The sequence below is a fragment of the Pseudoalteromonas sp. SR41-4 genome (assembly GCF_014163985.1).
Lineage (GTDB): Bacteria > Pseudomonadota > Gammaproteobacteria > Enterobacterales > Alteromonadaceae > Pseudoalteromonas > Pseudoalteromonas rhizosphaerae.
In genome coordinates this window covers 20,471-39,337 of the sequence record NZ_JACJEI010000011.1, presented here as the reverse complement: position 1 = coordinate 39,337, position 18,867 = coordinate 20,471, and the positions used below count along the sequence as shown (strand labels likewise).

At 37.8% G+C, this 18,867-nt stretch carries 14 protein-coding genes; 7 read left to right on the top strand and 7 right to left on the bottom strand.

The genetic code is table 11. The features are described from left to right. Positions 1 to 43 precede the first annotated feature (43 nt). Entirely contained in the window at positions 44 to 1,045 is a 1,002-nt protein-coding gene (locus tag H5180_RS10745; RefSeq protein ID WP_145240977.1) for a cupin-like domain-containing protein, read from the bottom strand. Between the two features lie 63 nt (positions 1,046 to 1,108). Here H5180_RS10745 and H5180_RS10740 point away from each other — a divergent pair, with 63 nt between their 5' ends. From H5180_RS10740 to H5180_RS10730, 3 genes are all read left to right on the top strand, one after another. After that, positions 1,109 to 1,807, top strand: coding sequence for a SapC family protein (locus H5180_RS10740; protein ID WP_182758207.1), 699 nt, complete (start codon positions 1,109 to 1,111; stop codon positions 1,805 to 1,807). A gap of 354 nt (positions 1,808 to 2,161) precedes the next feature. Beyond that, entirely contained in the window at positions 2,162 to 2,866 is a 705-nt protein-coding gene (locus tag H5180_RS10735) for a SapC family protein (RefSeq protein ID WP_145240973.1), read from the top strand. Between the two features lie 123 nt (positions 2,867 to 2,989). Beyond that, positions 2,990 to 4,024: an isoaspartyl peptidase/L-asparaginase family protein gene (locus H5180_RS10730; protein ID WP_145240971.1), complete on the top strand. Its 1,035-nt coding sequence runs from the start codon at positions 2,990 to 2,992 to the stop codon at positions 4,022 to 4,024. A gap of 32 nt (positions 4,025 to 4,056) precedes the next feature. Here the strand turns inward: H5180_RS10730 and H5180_RS10725 are convergent, their stop codons facing one another. From H5180_RS10725 to dinG, 6 genes are read right to left on the bottom strand one after another with little or no spacing between them, the layout of a single operon-like run. Further along, complete coding sequence (locus H5180_RS10725; RefSeq protein ID WP_145240969.1) at positions 4,057 to 4,224, bottom strand: DUF2496 domain-containing protein; 168 nt, start codon at positions 4,222 to 4,224, stop codon at positions 4,057 to 4,059. Continuing rightward, positions 4,217 to 4,489, bottom strand: a complete 273-nt coding sequence (locus tag H5180_RS10720) for a late competence development ComFB family protein (protein WP_145240967.1) — start codon at positions 4,487 to 4,489, stop codon at positions 4,217 to 4,219. Before H5180_RS10720 ends, H5180_RS10725 begins: the two co-directional genes overlap by 8 nt. Positions 4,490 to 4,527: 38 nt before the next feature. Next, positions 4,528 to 5,430 carry a histone deacetylase gene (locus H5180_RS10715; protein ID WP_182732446.1) on the bottom strand — a complete coding sequence of 301 codons (903 nt, stop codon included), beginning with the start codon at positions 5,428 to 5,430 and terminating at the stop codon, positions 4,528 to 4,530. 2 nt (positions 5,431 to 5,432) lie between these two features. After that, positions 5,433 to 6,053, bottom strand: coding sequence for a primosomal replication protein (locus H5180_RS10710; protein ID WP_145240963.1), 621 nt, complete (start codon positions 6,051 to 6,053; stop codon positions 5,433 to 5,435). A 1-nt stretch (position 6,054) separates the two neighbouring features. Further along, positions 6,055 to 6,831, bottom strand: a complete 777-nt coding sequence (locus H5180_RS10705) for a TSUP family transporter (RefSeq protein WP_145240961.1) — start codon at positions 6,829 to 6,831, stop codon at positions 6,055 to 6,057. Next, complete coding sequence (dinG, locus tag H5180_RS10700) at positions 6,831 to 8,906, bottom strand: ATP-dependent DNA helicase DinG (protein WP_182758206.1); 2,076 nt, start codon at positions 8,904 to 8,906, stop codon at positions 6,831 to 6,833. Before dinG ends, H5180_RS10705 begins: the two co-directional genes overlap by 1 nt. Positions 8,907 to 8,966: 60 nt before the next feature. Here dinG and H5180_RS10695 point away from each other — a divergent pair, with 60 nt between their 5' ends. From H5180_RS10695 to H5180_RS10680, 4 genes are all read left to right on the top strand, one after another. After that, complete coding sequence (locus H5180_RS10695) at positions 8,967 to 11,357, top strand: DNA polymerase II (RefSeq protein WP_182758205.1); 2,391 nt, start codon at positions 8,967 to 8,969, stop codon at positions 11,355 to 11,357. Positions 11,358 to 11,636: 279 nt separating this feature from the next. Next, positions 11,637 to 14,411 (top strand): TonB-dependent siderophore receptor, encoded by a 2,775-nt coding sequence (locus H5180_RS10690; protein WP_182758204.1) that lies wholly within the window; start codon positions 11,637 to 11,639, stop codon positions 14,409 to 14,411. 66 nt (positions 14,412 to 14,477) lie between these two features. After that, positions 14,478 to 15,176 carry a 2OG-Fe(II) oxygenase family protein gene (locus H5180_RS10685; RefSeq protein ID WP_182758203.1) on the top strand — a complete coding sequence of 233 codons (699 nt, stop codon included), beginning with the start codon at positions 14,478 to 14,480 and terminating at the stop codon, positions 15,174 to 15,176. A gap of 876 nt (positions 15,177 to 16,052) precedes the next feature. Then, positions 16,053 to 18,860, top strand: a complete 2,808-nt coding sequence (locus H5180_RS10680; protein ID WP_182758202.1) for a TonB-dependent siderophore receptor — start codon at positions 16,053 to 16,055, stop codon at positions 18,858 to 18,860. The last annotated feature ends 7 nt before the right edge of the window (positions 18,861 to 18,867 follow it).

Here is an 18,867-nt window from a genome sequence, read left to right as displayed (position 1 = left end):
GAGTGTAAAAAAATGCCGCTGTATAGCGGCATTTTTATTTTTACTATTTCATTCTTTCTTTTAATGCACTTGCAACTGACTTTAGACTTTCATGAGAGTTTGAAAGAATACCGTGATATTCATTACTTTTATTTTTAAATTCATCTGTTTTCTCAAATACATAATGAGAAAAAATAGCTTGCCAAGCAAGTCTCTGTGATTCAGGCAAATTACGAAGTGTTAATATACTATGTAATAAACTATCTGTTGCCTCTAATCCTAAATCCGATTTTGTAGATGTCGGATCCCACCAATAATTTACTAGTATATTAACAGGATCAATGGCTTTTACATTATGCCACCAAAGTGGAGGTATATAGAGAGCTTCACCGATCTCTAAACTTGCAGTTAACACTTTCTCCTTTGTGGCTTTAAACTTTGGATACTTTTCAAAATCAGGGTTTTCAAAATCCACTAAGCTGATTGCAGGGCCAGCCACAGTTCTATCAATGGGTGCTACGTAAAGATTTTTTATTTCATTTGCGGGTAACAAATAAAAAGTTCTTTTACCACAGAGGTTTAGGGCTATATTATGTTCAGTGTCATAATGTCCAGGAACCGTAGCAGCATTGCCTAGCCAGATACGAGGAGGAACGTTAGCTAAAAATTTAGGTGCAGAGTTCTTAATACAAAAATCAGGTAAACATTCATTTATTAGTGCACTTTGCACTGCAATAGTATCTGAACCTTGATTATTAAAATTAATTATTAATTTTTTAAGTACAGAAATAAGTGGTGCATTGTGTTTTTCGAAAGTGTAATTTTTAAATTTATTATCAGTATAACCAATTAGGCCTTTATACTTCTTGTCAATAATTAAAGTATCCACTAATTCAGTAGATGCTTGAGTAACAAGGCTTCTAAGAAGTGCTAAAGGTGATTGTTTTGCAAGTGTAACACTTGGCCAATTAGAAAATAAATCTGTTATTATAATTGGCTCATTTAAATTGCACAAAAATTCTTGTATATTTTTTATGTTATTAATACTTAATCTATCTATTTGCATACTTTAAATTACCTCTTATACGTGCTATTTTTAAGTGAATAATAATATATTAATAGGTGTTTAATGTCAGATAAATTTGAAGTTTTTAACGTGGAAAAACACAAAGGGCAGTATGTAAAAGTTGATGCTAATTTTTCACATATAAAGGATCAGCATGTTGTTCCTATCACCCCTATTGAAATTGCAAAAGTAGCACTCAATTTTCCTGTATGCTTTATGAAATCAAGCGATGAGAACCCATTTAAAATGGTTGCTATTTTAGGGCTTGAATCGGGTCGAAATGTTTTTTACAACGATGGTCATTTCAATGCAATGTACGTGCCTCAACATGTTAAAAAACACCCATTCACGCTAGCTAAAACGCCTGAAGGTCAAGTTTTTCTTGCTGTTGAAACCGCTGCATTAAATACAGAAAAGAATGGTGAAGCACTATTTGACAATGTAGGAGAACCTTCTGACTATTTGATTTATAAGCAAGTTGAACTAAAAGAACTTGCTCGACAAGAGGAGTTATCAACACAGTTCACTAGTCGACTGGTAGAACTTGGGCTACTCACTGAATGTTCTTTTAAATTTGATTTAGGTGATGGTCAAAAAAAGCAAATTTCAGGCCTTTATTCTGTTGATAGGGATTTATTAAAATCTCTAGATGATGAGTCTTTATTATCTTTGCAAAAACAAGGGATGCTAGAGGCGATATATTCACACCTTGTTTCACTTGGTCAATTTCAACGTGTTATAGATTTATCTGCAAATATTTAATATAACGAAAAATTAAAATTAAAATTAACAGTAATTTTATTTTTTATGAATAAAATATAATAGATTTAAGAAAAAGCTATACAGAGAGCAGTATTAAGGAATTTAGCTAATAGTACTCAACGTCAACTAATTAATTCATAGCTTTTTTAAAAATGGTTATTATCAGCCATATACTTTTTAGGAAGCTATAAAACAACGATAAACTTTTTATCTGTATGCAACTGTTTGAGAGGCTTATTTTACTTGGTAACATGCAAATTGACACAAAATTTTCACTTCCATTTTTGTGGCAAAACCTTTAGCCTTAGGGTACTAACAGCAAAAATATAAACTTATTAATAACGGAGCAGTAACATGGCGGAGCAACAAGTACAGCCTTTACACAATGAAAAGCATGCCAACACTAAAATTCAAAACGGCATCAATGTAGAATTTTTAAAAACTCAACACTTAGTGCCTGTCGTTGCACATGAGTTCGCGCGTGTAGCAAATGAGTTTCCAATGTCTTTCGTAAAAAATAACGAGACTGGTCAATTTCAAGCTGTAGCTATGTTTGGTTTAGAGCCTGGCGAAAACCTTTTTGTAAAAGACGGTAAGTGGACTGCAGCGTTTGCTCCTATGGCAACAACACGCTACCCACTGGGTCTAGTTAAACACCCACAAGAAGATCAATATGGTATTGTGATTGACGAAGCAAGCCCATTAGTGGGTGAAACTGAAGGAAATGCATTATTTGAAAACGGTGAAGAGACAGATTACTTAAAACGTCGTAAAGAAGCACTTGTATCATTTATTGAGTTTTCTCATGTAACTGAAGCATTCACAAAATATCTTGCTGATAAAGAGCTTTTAGTAGCGCAAACACTAACAGTTGATATTAAAGGCGAGAAAAAAGACATCAATGGTATTTACCTTATTGATGAGAAAAAGCTTAACGAGTTAAGCGACGAAGACTTTTTAGAGCTTCGTAAGCGTGGTTATTTAGCGCCTATTTTCTCTTTCTTAACGTCTACGCATCAAGTAGCACGTTTAGCTCGTTTGAAAGCGCAACAAGCGTAATTTAAACGAAATATTAAAAAGCGCCTTTGGGCGCTTTTTTTATGTCTTTTATCTGGTTAGGGTTGTAATTTAGCGCCAATTTATTCACATTGGTTATACTTATTTCCAACACAAGCTACCTGTATGAACAAGTCACTTTTTAGCGCTTTAGTTAGTGCGTGCTGTATAACGTTTAGCCCATTAGCCATAAGCGCTAGTACACCTTTGGCTATAGCTATTCACGGTGGGGCGGGCACGATTGAAAAAAGCCGTTTTACTCCAGAGCAAGAAAAAGCTTATCGCTCTAAACTCAAAGAGGCGGTAGAAACTGGCTATAAAGTACTTGAGCAAGGTGGCGAAAGCCTAGATGCAGTAACCGCTGCAATCAATGTATTAGAAAACTCGCCATACTTTAATGCCGGTCGAGGTGCGGTATATACCTATGACGGCGGTCATGAATTAGATGCGTCAATTATGGATGGTCGTGATCGTCAAGCGGGCGCTGTTGCGGGTGTTAAACATATTGAAAATCCGATTAATTTAGCGCGCTTGGTGATGGAAGAATCGGTTCATGTGATGCTCAGTGGTCAAGGTGCTGAAGAGTTTGCCAAAGAGCAGGGCGTTCCATTGGTCGAAAATAACTTATTTGATACGGATAACCGTTATAAAGCGTTATTAAAAGCAAAAGAAAAACTAGATAAAGCCAAAGCTACCAGTAAAGATTATCAAGCTGCGCATCAGGCGTTACCCGTCAATTATAAAATGGGCACTGTGGGTGCTGTTGCACTTGATAAAAATGGTAACTTGGCGGCAGGTACTTCAACGGGTGGGATGACTGCAAAGCGTTTTGGTCGCATTGGTGATGCCCCTGTAATTGGTGCAGGTACATTTGCTGAAAATGCGTCATGTGCGGTATCTGCCACTGGCCACGGCGAGTATTTCATTCGTTATAACGTCGCGGCTGATATTTGCGCACGAGTTAAATATCAAAGTAAGACTATTACACAAGCGGGTGATGAAGTGATTAATAGTGTGCTAAAGCCCATTGGTGGTACTGGAGGAGTGATCATCGTTGATGGTAAAGGTAATATCAGTTTACCGTTTAATACTAGTGGTATGTATCGGGCCAGTAAATCGAATACGCAAGCGACCTACGTGGCAATTTTTAAAGACGAATAATACGATTATGCAAATGTACTACAGCCAGAAAATTATGCTGGCTGTATGTTAGTATTGAGGCGCTTTTTTTCATAATCGCTTTTGATTATTTCAAGTGCTTTGAGCACATCATCAGCGGCAACTTCATGTTGTTCAAGCAGCATTATTAAGTCTACGGCTAATTTTACGTGTGTAGGTGCTTGGGTTAACTCTTTACTCATGTCCGCCCTTTTTTTTCGCTATTTGGCTGATTGCTACATCAATGGCAATATTTACTCGTTCCTCCATATGGATCCGTTCGACCTGTGGTAAGTAAAATTCCATATCCACATCATAACGAATGTATCGGGCAGGTAGTTGGTTTAATACAGTACAGCAAAAATCAGCCATTACGTCTTCATTATAGTGCTTTTCAAGTTGTCGTTTAATGATTTCTTCAATCATAATTTTTTCATAGTAATTGTGTATGTCGTCATGTAATCGCACTGTGTTATCTACCTTGGTAGTATTAAGCTGTTTTTAGTTTATACCAAGTGCGGGTATAAATCGACAATCGCTTGAAAAAGCAACTTATGAACCTCAACTAACTTTTGTGTATCTCGCTGATAACCGCCACCGAGCGCGCACATTAAAGGAATTGAGTGCTGTTTGCAGGTTGCTAAAACCAGCGAATCGCGTTGATATACACCCTCTAAACTAACATCAAAATAGCCTAATTCGTCTTGGCTACAAATATCAGCTCCGGCGTTATATAAAATAATATCAGGCTGATGAAGACGGATACAAAAATCCAAGGCATTAGCGACTGTTTTTAAATATTCATTATCGCTGCAGCCAGTGTTGAGTGAGAAATCATAATCAGAATGCTGCTTTAAACGTGGAAAGTTTTGCTGACAATGAATCGAACAGCTAATCACTCCATCAAGAGAGCCACAAATTTCTGCTGTGCCATCACCTTGGTGTACATCACAATCAAAAATCAGCACCGTTGATGCTTGCTCAGTGTTAATGAGATGAGCGGCGGCAACCGCGAGGTCGTTGAAAATACAAAAACCACTGCCGTAAGCATTATAAGCATGATGATATCCGCCGCTGAGATTTACCGCCAGCTGCGTTTTTAAAGCGTATTCAGAGGCTTGAATACTTGCACCAACAGAAAATAAAGTGCGCTCTACCAGTTGATTTGACCATGGGAAACCCATTTTCTTTATTTCTTTGTCAGTTAACTGCCCGCTAATAAAGCGTTCAACATACTCATGGCTGTGGCAAAGCTGGAGCTGTTCATTAGTCGCTTTATTTGGGCTAATAAAGTCAGTAAAACCAAGCTCTGCAATTTCTTGTTTTAGCAATTTATATTTAGCGATTGGAAAACGATGTCGTAAAGGCAGTTCAAGCGCAGAGTATAGTGGATGATAAAAAACAGTCATAGCTAGCGTAATTGTTGTTTTTCAACTATTTGAATTTTTTCTTCGGTGGCAGATATTGCCTTACGGCAGCGACCAAGGCGGCCATGAAGAGCAAGGATCTCTAAATTAATGGCTTTTGCTTTTACAGGACCCACATTTTGCATTCTTAGCTTACATTCTTCAACCATTAGCACTAAGCGACGCTCGAACTCATGATTTTGTTTGAGTTCGTCATATAGCTCATGGGCGGGTTGCATAATTTGTTTTACAGCTTGTTGGTAAGGTGCCGATTTATTATTGGTTTTACTACGGGGTTTGTAAGTGCTTTTGTTTTCTTTTTCCCAAATAGGGGTTGATTTAATGACGTTAAATACGGCTTGCACCTGATTACCGATACGCTCTAAAGCATAATTATGAGCATGGCGACGCTCCAGTGGTGGAAGGCTATTAACTTCATCTTCAATTTCTAACACATAATCAACTAATTTCATGCTTTTAGTAGTAAACACACCTCGGTCAAATAAACTGGGTTGTGCCTGCATATAGCGGTTTTTAGCAAATAACTTGGCTTTATCAAATTGCTCAGCATGCTGCTTTAAGGTTGCAACTTGTTGGCAAAGCTTATCAAAAGAAGCTGTTCGCATTTTATAAATAAGCCTCGTAAATTAGTTTTAACGCTAAAATTATCACCACAGTATTAAAAACAGGACGAATAAACTTACTGCCAAACCGAATTGCTGAATGAGCTCCAAGCCAGGCTCCAAACATCAAAAAGAAGCCCATTGTGATACCGAGTAAAAAGTTAACATGACCAAGCGCTACAAAAGTAATCAGTGATACAAAATTTGACACAAAATTCATTGAACGGGCTAAACCACAGTTTAGCAGTAAACTCATTTTGTAGAGTAAACTATTTGATGCAGTCCAAAAAGTCCCGGTCCCAGGGCCTGCCAAGCCATCAAAAAACCCTAAGCTTAAGCCTTGTAGCCATTGTTTTATTTTAGTTGTTTTGTTCAATGGTGGTAATTGATCATGTTCTACCGTACTTAAACTGCCAAATAAGCTGTAGCAGGCTACCATAATGATAACAATAGGCAGTAGTTTGTTTAAAAATTCAATACTCAGGTAGTCAACAATAAGGGTACCAAGTAAAGCGCCAATGGCGGTTGCTATAATTGACGCTGCCCAGAATCGAGGATTAAATAATTGCTTACGGAAGTAAGTAACACTTGCTGTGAGTGAGCCAAAGCTAGCGGCTAATTTGTTAGTGCCAAGTGTTAAATGGGGCGGCAATCCTGCTGTTAAAAGTGCTGGCACGGTTAACATGCCACCACCACCGGCTATTGCGTCTATAAAGCCTGCGGCAAGTGCCACTGCGCAAAGAAGTGCCCAGGTTGTTGGGTCTAGTGCAAGTTCAAACATTAATAATCTATTTGTCTTTTAAAGGGTGGTAATGTGTCAAGCATGGCTTTGCCATATCGCTTGGTCACTAAACGGCGATCTAGGATTGTAATGCGCCCTTGATCGTTCTCTTTACGCAGCAGTCTACCACAGCTTTGCACTAATTTCTTAGCCGCATCAGGCACCGTGATAGATAAAAACGGATTACCCCCTTTACTTTGTACAAACTCTGCTTGTGCCTCTTCAATGGGGGAGGTGGGTACCGCGAATGGAATTTTAGTGATCACTAAGTTCTCAAGGTATTTACCCGGTAAGTCGAGTCCTTCGGATAAGCTTTGTGTGCCAAATAAAATACTGCCTTTACCCGCATCTATATTCTTTGTATGTTGCTTTAACAGTGCTTCACGCGACATTTCACCTTGTACTAAAATGTCGAGGTGTTTAGCGCGCAAAGCTTTTACTACATGATCCATTTGCCAGTAAGACGCAAACAACACTAAATTAGCATGTTGCGTATTTAAGTGATCCGGCAATACTTTGGCCAGATGATCACTAAATTCTTTATCGGTCGGCTCGATGTGTGATGTTGGTATGTGCAAAGTGGCTTGATTAGGATAATCAAACGGAGAAGGTACTTTTAAGTATTTTACACCTTCTTCTTTAGTAAGACCGCTTTCGTAAGCAAAATGATCGAATGAACCAAGTGCAGTCAGGGTCGCTGAGCATAAAACCGCACCGGCACATTGTCGCCACAGTTTATCTTTTAAATAGTAGCCAACTTCAATAGGGCAATCGCTGAGTAGATGGTCGTGATGGTTTTTGTATTCTAAACGCTTTATCCAACGTGCATGTGGTGTGCCTTCACCCTTGGTGGCGTAGCTATACCAAAGTTTGTTTAGTTGCTCTAAACGATTAATGTAATGACCGCTTTCGCCTAAAATAGGATCGGCAACATAGGGTTTGATATCACCATCACTGACATCTTGTACTAAGGTATCGTGCATTTTATTTAAGCAGCGCAGAGCATCGAGGGTCGCCTCGCTGATATCTTTGGCTTTAGCGTGTAACGATTCAGGTATTTCACCATGTTCAAATCGGTATGTATCGTCTTTTGAATAGTTAAAATCGGCATTATCCAAAATATCGCGAACAACTTTTAAGTCTTTATTAGCATCATTAATACTGTCACAGAGCTTAAAATTTTGCCCAATGGCTTTTTGACCTACTAATACTTTGGCCATTTTGCCACTAAATTTAGTGAGTTTATCAAGCCAATCAATGGTGCCTTTAATCGTCGCTGCGGCAGATGAAAAGTCACGCGTAATATGAGCAAGATGATGAGCTTCATCAATAACGTAAATACTATTATCTGGCTCGGGCAGAATTTTCCCGCCACCTAAATCAAGATCAGCTAATAATAATGAATGGTTAATCACTAATACATCCATTTGCATCAAGCGTTGACGAGCAAGTTGAAAAGGGCAGGTTTGATGTGCTTTCATTTGTCTTTGACAAGCATGTTTATCGCAAGCAATTAATCCCCAAACGCGATCAGGGATAGTATCTGCCCAGCTGTCTCGATCGCCTTGCCACTTTTTATTGGTGTAAGCATCATAGAGTTGCTGCAAACATTTAGTTTCCATCGCACTCAGTGGCGAAGTAAGGGTGGGCATAAAGTCCATTTGTGTTTGATTGTCACCATTAACCGCATTATGTAGCTTGTGTGCACATAGGTAGCGCTGGCGGCCTTTGACTAAATCAAACTTGAAATCAAGGCCTGAATGTTTTTTAAAAAAGGGGAGTTCTTTACTTATTAATTGCTCTTGCAGAGCTACTGTTGCAGTAGAAATAATTAACTTCTTTTTTTGTGCAAGCGCCAGCGGTAATGCACCTAAACAATAAGCCAGCGATTTACCCGTACCTGTACCAGCTTCAATAACGCAGATCCGCTGTTTTTTGTGGTATTCGCCAGCCAGTGTTTTTGCAATTTCTGCTACTAAGTAATTTTGGCTACTACGAGGGCGATAATCACTGAGGTTATCGGCCACATGCTTGTGAATTTTTCTTATCGTTGTTTTTAATGCATCAGAAAGCATGGGTTAATAACCTAAAGTATGTATATAATCACAGTGCTGTATATTAATTGGGATCGAACATTGACACAAGCAATCTATCAAGGCTTTATACTTTCTAGGCAACAATATTCTGCTGATAAGTATAGCCGCCATAGCGGGATCACACTGTGCTATTGGCTAAGCTCTGATCACGGTCCAATAAAAGTGTTAGTGCCAAATCAACAAGCGGTTTTTTTTATTTTAATAAAACAACGTGCTTTAGCTGCTCAGTTGTTATCAAAGCACAATATCAATGTCGAATTTAAAGACGTTGCGATTAAACACTTTAGTGGCGAACAATGCATCGCTTGCTATTTTTCAAGCTCACAAGCGTTATATCAAGCAAGGCAGCTTTTAGAAAACCAACCCCTAGAAAACCAGATCACAGTATATGAAGGTGATGTACGCCACAGCGATCGCTTTTTAATGGAGCGTTTTATTCGAGGTGGGGTGTGGGTGACAGGCGACGTTACTCAACAAGCTGGCTTTATCCAAATCGACAATGCCCAGTTAAAAGCAGCTGATTCGTATAAACCACGTTTTAAAACGCTGTCATTGGATATTGAGTGCAGTGGTGAAGGCGTGTTGTTTTCAGTTGGTTTAGTAAGTGAGGGGATTGATTGCGTTATTATGGTTGGCGAGCCACAACAGAGTGAACAGACTATTCATTGGTGCCATGATGAAATTGATTTACTGACTCAATTACAACAGCTGGTACAACAAGCAGATCCTGACATTATTATTGGTTGGAACGTCATTGAATTTGATTTTAATGTACTTAATCGACGCGCGGATGCCCTTGGCGTTAAATTATTATTGGGTCGAGGTAATGGTCAATTACAGATCAGAGAAGGACATTTTACCCGTTTAACTCTGCCTGGGCGCTGTGTTATCGATGGCATAGATACGCTAAAAAATGCTACTTATCATTTTGATAGTTTCTCACTGGCTAATGTGAGCCATAAAATACTAGGCGAGAAAAAGTTAATCCAAAGCGATAACCGCTTGAGTGAAATTATTCGTCAATATAATGAAGATAAGCTCTCGCTAGCGGCGTATAATCGTCAAGATTGTGTGTTAGTTAATCGTATCTTTGCAAAGTTAAAACTCATTGAATTTGCTATTGTTCGCACGCAGTTAACAGGATTAGAGTTAGAACGAATGGGTGGCTCAGTGGCTGCTTTTACTAACTTATATTTACCGTTATTGCATCGAAGCGGTTATGTTGCACCGAATCTAGGCGATCATGGCTTATCGTTTGAAAGCCCTGGCGGTTTTGTGATGGAGTCAATTCCTGGGCTTTATAAAAATGTTATCGTGTTGGATTTTAAAAGCTTGTATCCATCGATTATGCAAACGTTTTGTATTGATCCGCTTGGGTTAATTCGCGGCTTAGAGGAGCCTGATAACGCGATTGCAGGTTTTAAAGACGCTTTTTTTTCTCGCACTGAGCATCACCTTCCTAATTTAATAAAAAAGTTAGCCTCATCAAGGCAACATGCAAAAAACACTGCTCAGCCCATGCTATCGCAAGCTATAAAAATCATCATGAACAGTTTATATGGGGTGTTAGGTTCAAAGGGGTGTCGTTTTTACGATCCACGCTTATCAAGCTCTATTACTTTGCGTGGTCATGAAATAATGCAAACTAGCAGACTGTGGATCGAAGAGCTTGGTTATACTGTTATTTATGGTGACACCGATTCAACATTTGTGAGCCTACCAGATGAACTTGATTCAGATAACTGCAAAGAAATTGGCAAGCAATTAGCGAATACTATTAATGAAAAATGGCAGCAAACAATAAAACAGCGCTTTGCGACACAAAGTTATTTAGAAATAGAATTCGAAACACTTTATAGCCCATTCTTTATGCCGACTATCCGTGGCAAAACCACCGGCTCAAAAAAACGTTATGTTGGCCAGGTACAATGCGAAGATAAAAAAGAGCTAATTTTCAAAGGCATGGAAACCGTGCGAAGTGACTGGACAGAATTAGCGCATGAATTTCAAACCAAACTGTTTGAAACTTTATTCAGCGACAGTTTTACTGTTGAAATGTTAACACCGATTATTGAAAGTTACATTACGCGTTTGTATGCTGGGGAATTTGACGACAAACTCGTATACAGAAAAAAACTCGGCCAACACTTGGCTGATTATCAAAAAAACATCCCTCCTCAAGTCCAAGCTGTCAAAAAATACCAAGCAACTCACCCTGAGTTTGTCATTAATAAAGGCCAAATTGTTGAATATGTGTACACCCATATTGGTGCAGAGCTCTATGCAAACATGCAGCAAACCCAGACAAGTCAAAAATATGACTATGCAATTTATGTAGAAAAACAACTCAAACCAATCGCACAAATGATCCTGCTTCCCTTGAATAAAGATTTTAACTCGTCTAATAAAATACAATTACAACTCCTTTAGATAGTTCCAAATATGGGTATTATTGAGCTGTTTTTGTTGCTAAAAAGTATACATAGGAAAGTGTTTTAAATATCACTGTTGCTATTTTAGTCGTTTTAGTACCTTTTTTCAGTATGTTATCGATTTTACCCCACATTTAAATTAAATTAATGTGAACAAATGTTGGCATCTTGGTTTTTTTTGTTTACTATCATTGTGCAGTTGCAACATTAAGTGTTGCGATAGTTTACAAAAACTAAATAAAAATAACCCACAATATAGTGGTCCAGGGAGAATCAAATGTTAAATAATAAAGTTTCAAAGGCAGTTCGCTTAGCGATCGCTTTTGGTGCAGCATCAACAGCTGCATTTTCAGCAACTTCATTCGCAGCAGAAGAAGAAGGTGTTGATAAAGTAGAACGTATCCAAGTTACTGGTTCTCGTATTAAACGAACCGATTTAGAAAGTGCTAGTCCTGTACTTGTACTAGACCGTTCAGATATTGCTGCAAGTGGCCAAATCAGTATCGGTAATATCTTACAGCAAATCCCTGCCGCAGGTGCTGCATTGAATACTGCATTTAATAATGGCGGTAACGGTGCCACTAACATGGATTTGCGTAACCTAGGTGCACAGCGTCTATTGGTTTTAGTGAATGGCAAACGTTGGATATCATCTTTAGGTTCAACAGTTGATTTAAATACCATTCCAGCAGCATCAATTGAACGTGTTGAAGTTGTTAAAGATGGCGCATCAGCAATTTACGGTTCAGATGCGATAGCCGGTGTTGTGAACATCATCACACGTAAAGATTTTGAAGGTGCAGAGCTTTCAGTTTATGGTGGTGAAAACTTAAAATATAATGATGGCCGTCAATATTCAGCTGATTTAACAATTGGTACCACCTCTGATAAAGGTGGCTTAATGATGAACCTTAGCCACGTTACTCAAGCTGAAATTTGGGCTGGTGATCGTGATATCTCATCAATGGGTAACAGTTCAACAACAGAAAAAGGCCGTCTTCGTTTAACATCTAGTGCTATTTCTGATTCACTTCGAAATGATTTGCTAGCTCAAGGTTATACTGAAAATAACGCTGGAAAATCTAATGCTGGCTTCGATTTAGTTCCAAATGGTGCTGGTTCAGGTGTAGGCATTGATTCATTCAGAGATCGCAGTGGTGATGTGTATAACTATGCACCAGAAAACTATTTGTCGACTCCACAAGTACGTAATAGTATGTACGTACAAGCTTTTTATGACCTTTCTGATGATCTTAGAGTAGTATCTGATTTCATGATGACAAACCGTGAGTCATCTCAGTTATTAGCTGCAATGCCACTTACTATTGGTGCGTCTTTTGGTGCATCTGCAAGTAAAGTAGATATTCATGCAAATAATATCTATAACCCTTTCGGTGAAACTTTATATGGTGATGGCGCACGTTCTGGTGTTGACGGATATGTACCTTATGCAGGTCAACGTCGATTTGTAGAAGCGGGTAATCGTATTTACAAACAAAATGATACAACATACCGCGCAATGGTTGGTTTAGAGGGTAATGTTGGCGATACATCTTGGGTTTGGGATGCATCATATATATACGGTAAAAATAGCCAAGACGTATTAACAACAGGTCTATTAAATTTAACGCGTATTAATCAGGCACTTGGTGATAACTGTAACGCATCAACGTCATGTGTACCGCTTAACTTATTTGGTGGTGCTGGTTCAATTACACCGGAAATGGTTGATTTCGTAACGTTTGATAGCGTATCGCGTGAAGGTTTAGAGCTAAAAGATTACACATTAAACTTTGCGGGTGATGCATTTGAATTACCAGCTGGTGTAGTTGGTATGGCTATCGGTTTAGAGCGTCGTGAAGAGAGTGGTTATGATACTCCAGATCCACTAACGCAAAGTGGTGAAACGTCAGGTAACCAACGTGATGCTACTTCTGGTGGTTTCCGCTTAGACGAGGCATATGTTGAGCTATCAATTCCTGTTATTGAAGGCTTAACTATTTCACCAGCAATTCGATTCTCAGATCACAGTGCATATGGTAGCAACTCTACTGCTAAAGTGGGTGTAGAATACCGTCCAATCGACGACATTTTACTTCGTGGTACATGGGCTGAAGGTTATAGAGCTCCTTCAATTTCGGATTTATATGCAGGTAATGCTGATTCATATCCAACACTAACAGATCCATGTAATTCAGTTGAGGGTGCAGTTCCTAACCTTCCAGGTTGTGCTGGTGTACCAGATGGTTATGCACAAGCAAATACTCAAATTCGTATTACAAATGTATCATCGCCAGATCTTAAGCCGGAAGAGTCAGAATCAAAAACATTTGGTATTGTTTATAACCCAAGTTATGTTGATGGTTTAGAATTCACAATCGATTATTATGATATTGAAGTTACAAACTCAATCGGTCGTTATGGTGCTTCAAGACTTCTGAATGAATGTTCAACAGGTGATAATGCTCAGTCTTGTGATTATATTGATCGCGATGCAAACGGTAATGTTGTTGATTTACGTAACTTCCTACAAAATTCAGGTTCATACAACGTAGAAGGTATTGACTTCTTTACAGCCTATAAATTTGATACTGAATACGGTAGCTTTAAAACGTCACTAGACTTGTCATATGTGATGACGAATGAATTTGATGGTGAAGATCAAGTTGGGATTCAGTATGGTGATGCTGGTTACCCTGAATATAAAGGTACATTTGCAGTTGATTGGTCGATGGGTGATTTTGACGCTCATTGGCAAACTCGTTATGTAGATCGTTTACAGAACTATTACGATGTTTTATATGGTGCTGAAAACTACCCAGGTATGGCAGCGGAGATCGGTTCTTACTTTGTACATGATGTTTCAGTAGGCTACGCATTAGATGCTTATAATACTAAGTTAACACTAGGTATTGAGAATTTATTCGCTAAAGAACCATCACCAGAATATAGCAATAACGATGTAGCAATATCTACAAACAACTTCTCAGTTACTGAGTATGATGTAAATATGGATCGCTTTGTATATTTACGAGCAACTATTAAATTTTAATGCATTATTAATAATTTAATTTAATTTAAAGCCACTCTAGAGTGGCTTTTTTTTATGAGGTAAAAAATGGTTGAGTTAAAAAATATAAGTGAAAAGCTGGAGAGTATACAAGAAGAGTATATGAAAAATAAAAGGGTCATGCTCTCAGACGTATGGACAGATGAAAGTGCATCACTTTTGCACGAAGCGATCGAAAATAAGACGAGTTTTCTAAATGCTTTTGCTATAGATGGTAAATATATTCAATCTTCAGATCGTGAATTAGGGAATATGACTACAGAAGAAAAAAGAGAACTCCAAAGGACAATCTATAAAGATGCTTCAAATGGAATTGGCTTTTTTTATGGGCGACATAATATCAATAAAAATACAGAATTTTCTTTATATAAAGCTCTTTTTAATTATCTGAATTCAGATGTTTGCCTTAATTTTATTCGACAGATCACTGGTAATGAAAATGTAATTAGTGCAAGTGTACAAGTGACACGCTATATATCAGGTAATTTTTTAACAAGGCATAATGATGTGCTACCTAGTGAAGGTAGAGCTATTGCCTATGTATTTGGTTTTACACCAAACTGGCATCCTGATTGGGGTGGTTTACTACACTTTTTTAATGCTGAAGGGGGGATGATTGATACGTTTTTTCCGAAAAATAATACTCTTAGTTTATTTGATGTAAATTTACCACATTCAGTAAGTTACGTAACACCTTTCGCAAAGTATCCAAGATATTCTATTACTGGTTGGTTTAATGTAATTTAGCCTTATATTTAAGGCATCTTTTGGTTTTTATTTTTTTATTAAAGCAGGTCGGGAACTTACCTAAATTTAAGCAGCGATAATTAATTAGTATTATAACGAAAATATGGTAGTTTTCGGCTTGTATTTAATTGACTAAAAATTATTTTAATTGAAGTGGTATAAATGAAGGGTAAGTTTACATTAAGAAAAACTTATCGATATTAAACTCGGTTAACTTTTTTAAATTCGTTAATTATTGTTATGTTTTATTCAATACTGAAAAAAGCTAAGTAGAACTGTTAATAACCAATTTAGAATTACTAGTTTATGATGCTATTACATGTATAACGCCTTTTAATAGTTATGTCTGATTTTCAACTAAGTTTTTACCTTTCAGTATTTGAAAAAATATTAAACGGAGTCATATAACATGTAGCAAAATTCTGTCTTAAATTATTGAATGATGAGGTATGGTCTTCAAATACTGTTACAAAACTACCTTTTGAAAAATCTCCGTCAATTTGCCGCTAACTCAGTTTTATTCCCTTCATACAGAAATCGTCTTAACTAATAAAATTAAAGAATTAAGGGTTTTGATTCAATTATTGAATGTATTACTTGTTAATTTATTTGTATTAGTCTTTTCGATAAATGTAAATATAAAATTAATAATCAATAAAAACAGTTGCTTATATTGTTTATTAGTTGTGCTTTTTTGTTCCTTAACTGTAAAGTTGATGGATTTAAAGTTAAATAAGTGTTGACCTTTGGCTGTACCTGATATTACTATTCCTTCGCTCAATTAGGTACTTAGTATCTTTTATGGATACTTATTAGCTTTTTTATGAGTAATTAAAACTAATAAAATCATATATTAATATGACCAGGGAGAATCAAATGTTAAATAACAAAGTTTCAAAAGCAGTTCGCTTAGCGATCGCTTTTGGTGCGGCTTCAACAGCTGCGTTTTCAGCAAACACAATTGCAGCTGAAGAAGATGTAGAAAAAGTTGAACGTATTCAAGTCACAGGTTCACGTATTAGTCGCACAGATATGGAAACTTCAACTCCAGTGACAATTTTTGATATCTCAGACATCAAAAATCAGGGAGCAGTAACAGTTGCTGATTTTTTGAGGACTAATGCATCTACAGGCGGTTTTAATGAATCGGCAACTCTTAGTCAAGCCGCTGGTGCGTCTTCAATGGGTGTAAAAGGTTTTGGTGCAGATTATACCTTGATCTTATTAAACGGCCGTCGCTTGCCAAAAAATACAGCAGGTGGAATTTTTGTTGATATTAACCAGATCCCTATGGCTGCCGTTGAGCGTATTGATGTTTTAGGTGATGGCGCTTCAGCTATTTATGGTTCAGATGCTGTTGCTGGTGTAATCAACATTATTACAAAAACTGATTATGAAGGTTTAAATATTAAACTATCGCATGGTCGTAATTTGGCTGAGGGTGATGGCAAAGAGAACGGCTTCAGTTTAGTTGCCGGTGTAAATAGCGATAAAACGAATATTTTGTTTGCGGCAGATTATTTTTCTCGTGATGTTATAAAAGCAACTGACCGAGAAATGGGCTCTAGTGCGGTACTCGGCTATGACTCAGACGGCAAGATTGTACGAGGTGGTGATGGTCGGAGTCCTTGGGGGATCCCGGGTAAAACATGGATTCTTGGTAGTGAAGATGCAGCAAGTGATAGCTGGGTTCCATGGTCAAGCTGTGCTGAAGAAAATGTAGTAGGTGGCGATTGCATGTATGATTTCGCACCTAATTACTTTTTACAACCAAAATCGGACCGCCAAAGTTTATTAACTATTATTAACCATGAGTTCAATAGTGATTTCTCCGTGAATGCCCAATTCCGTTATACACGCGCATACACCGAAACATCAAATGCACCAGCTCCGGGTTCAATAGAAATTGCAAACACCAGCCCATACATTCGTGACTTTTTATTTAATGATCGTTTTAAGGATGATCCAGAAAAAGCTGAAAGGGTGTGGCAAGATGTACAAGACGATAAGACAACAGTTTATGTTGGTCGTCGTTATATAGATTTTCCTAATCGTACGGCTGATAACACAAATGAAACTTTTGAAGCAATCTCTGGATTTAAATATTACATCTCAGATGCTTTACAGCTAGATGCTGACTTAGGTTTTTCGCGATTAACAAACCGTCAAATAGGTACGCGAGGTAATCTGTTATCAAAACAGACTGCCGATGCTTTTTCGGGTGAATTATTAAATCCATTCAAACTTAATGATTGTTCTGTGAATGCTGAAACTCAGGCTTTATGTAATAGCCTAGAAGCGAAAACACATCGTACAGGTACTTACGAAATAGGCTTTGGCACACTAGTAGCTTCTGGGTTAATTCCTCTTGAGTTACCTGGTGGTGAAATTGGTTATGCTGCAGGTATAGATGTACGTAATGAGCGATATACTGACGTATCTGACCCTGCGAAGGTTGGTGGTCAAGTGATCGGTGGTGCTGGCTCTAACGGTGGTGGGCAGTTTTCAAATAACGCTGTGTTTGGTGAGTTACAACTACCTGTGCTTGAAAACTTAGATTTAAGTATTGCTGTTCGTCAAGATAAAGCTGACTGGGGGGTGGATGAAGAATCTAAGTCTACTTACTCGGCAAAAATCGGCTATCGACCTCTTGATAACTTGTTGCTACGTGCTTCGATAGGTACTGGTTTCAAGGCACCGGGTTTAGGTGAGTTATTCTTAGGTGCGTCAGAAGGTGTTCAAAGAGCGGTTGATAGAAAACGCTGTAATGAACAAATCGCTGCAGGCGGTAGTGAAACAGAAGGTGAATGCCGTACTCAAGAACTTAACTCACGAAGTGGTGGTAACCCAGAGTTAACTGCAGAAACAACTAAGTCGTATAATATTGGTTTCGTTTATGAGCCACTTGAAGATTTATCAATATCGCTAGATTATTGGAGTTTGTCGATTGATGACGTAGTTGGAAGTTTGCCAATTCAAGAAATACTTGATGAAGAAGCCGAAGGTCGATTAACTGAGTTTGTGATTCGTAATTCAAATGGTACTCTTACAGACAGCGCTCGTACTGGGTATGTCAAAGGTGACTTACAGAATATGAATGAAATGAGTGCTAAAGGTCTTCAATTAGATATTCAGCACACTGTTGATTTAGGCTTCGGTACTTTAGAATCAAACCTTAAAGCTGAAAAATGGTTAGAGTTTATGACACAAAACTCAGCAGCTCAGCCGTTATGTGATAGTTTGGATTATGATGCATCTCGTGATTGGTTTGCAAATGCAAGCTTTACATTAGATGTTGATGATATATCAACTACATTAAGTGTTCGTTATTTACCTGGATACAATAGTTGGCAATCGCGTGACACCCAAAATAAAAGCTGTGAAAGAGTTGGGCGTTGGGATGTTGAGCGTTATACCCAAGCTGACGTTGATGCAGGCTCTGTAGATAAAGAGATGGTTGGACGTTTAAAAGATGCTGGTACACCACTTAAAGTTAGTTCATATGCTGAAGTTAACTTAGTTAGTACTTATAATTTGACAAGTGATCAATCAATAACTGTTGGTATTCGTAACTTATTTGATAAAAATCCACCACATTCACAAGTGAGCTGGCCGTTTTATCAACAAAGTGATTATTCAAACATGGGCCGTTTTATTACCTTGAGCTACAGTGTTAACTTTTAATTCTTAG

Bases quoted from the DNA above. Each gene is read 5' to 3' on its own strand.
- H5180_RS10730 (WP_145240971.1), top strand. From the start codon at position 2,990: ATGAACAAGTCACTTTTTAGCGCTTTAGTTAGTGCGTGCTGTATAACG.
- H5180_RS10715 (WP_182732446.1), bottom strand. From the start codon at position 5,430: ATGACTGTTTTTTATCATCCACTATACTCTGCGCTTGAACTGCCTTTA.
- dinG (WP_182758206.1), bottom strand. From the start codon at position 8,906: ATGCTTTCTGATGCATTAAAAACAACGATAAGAAAAATTCACAAGCAT.
- H5180_RS10725 (WP_145240969.1), bottom strand. From the start codon at position 4,224: ATGAGTAAAGAGTTAACCCAAGCACCTACACACGTAAAATTAGCCGTA.
- H5180_RS10710 (WP_145240963.1), bottom strand. From the start codon at position 6,053: ATGCGAACAGCTTCTTTTGATAAGCTTTGCCAACAAGTTGCAACCTTA.
- H5180_RS10740 (WP_182758207.1), top strand. From the start codon at position 1,109: ATGTCAGATAAATTTGAAGTTTTTAACGTGGAAAAACACAAAGGGCAG.
- H5180_RS10735 (WP_145240973.1), top strand. From the start codon at position 2,162: ATGGCGGAGCAACAAGTACAGCCTTTACACAATGAAAAGCATGCCAAC.
- H5180_RS10685 (WP_182758203.1), top strand. From the start codon at position 14,478: ATGGTTGAGTTAAAAAATATAAGTGAAAAGCTGGAGAGTATACAAGAA.
- H5180_RS10745 (WP_145240977.1), bottom strand. From the start codon at position 1,045: ATGCAAATAGATAGATTAAGTATTAATAACATAAAAAATATACAAGAA.
- H5180_RS10680 (WP_182758202.1), top strand. From the start codon at position 16,053: ATGTTAAATAACAAAGTTTCAAAAGCAGTTCGCTTAGCGATCGCTTTT.
- H5180_RS10705 (WP_145240961.1), bottom strand. From the start codon at position 6,831: ATGTTTGAACTTGCACTAGACCCAACAACCTGGGCACTTCTTTGCGCA.
- H5180_RS10690 (WP_182758204.1), top strand. From the start codon at position 11,637: ATGTTAAATAATAAAGTTTCAAAGGCAGTTCGCTTAGCGATCGCTTTT.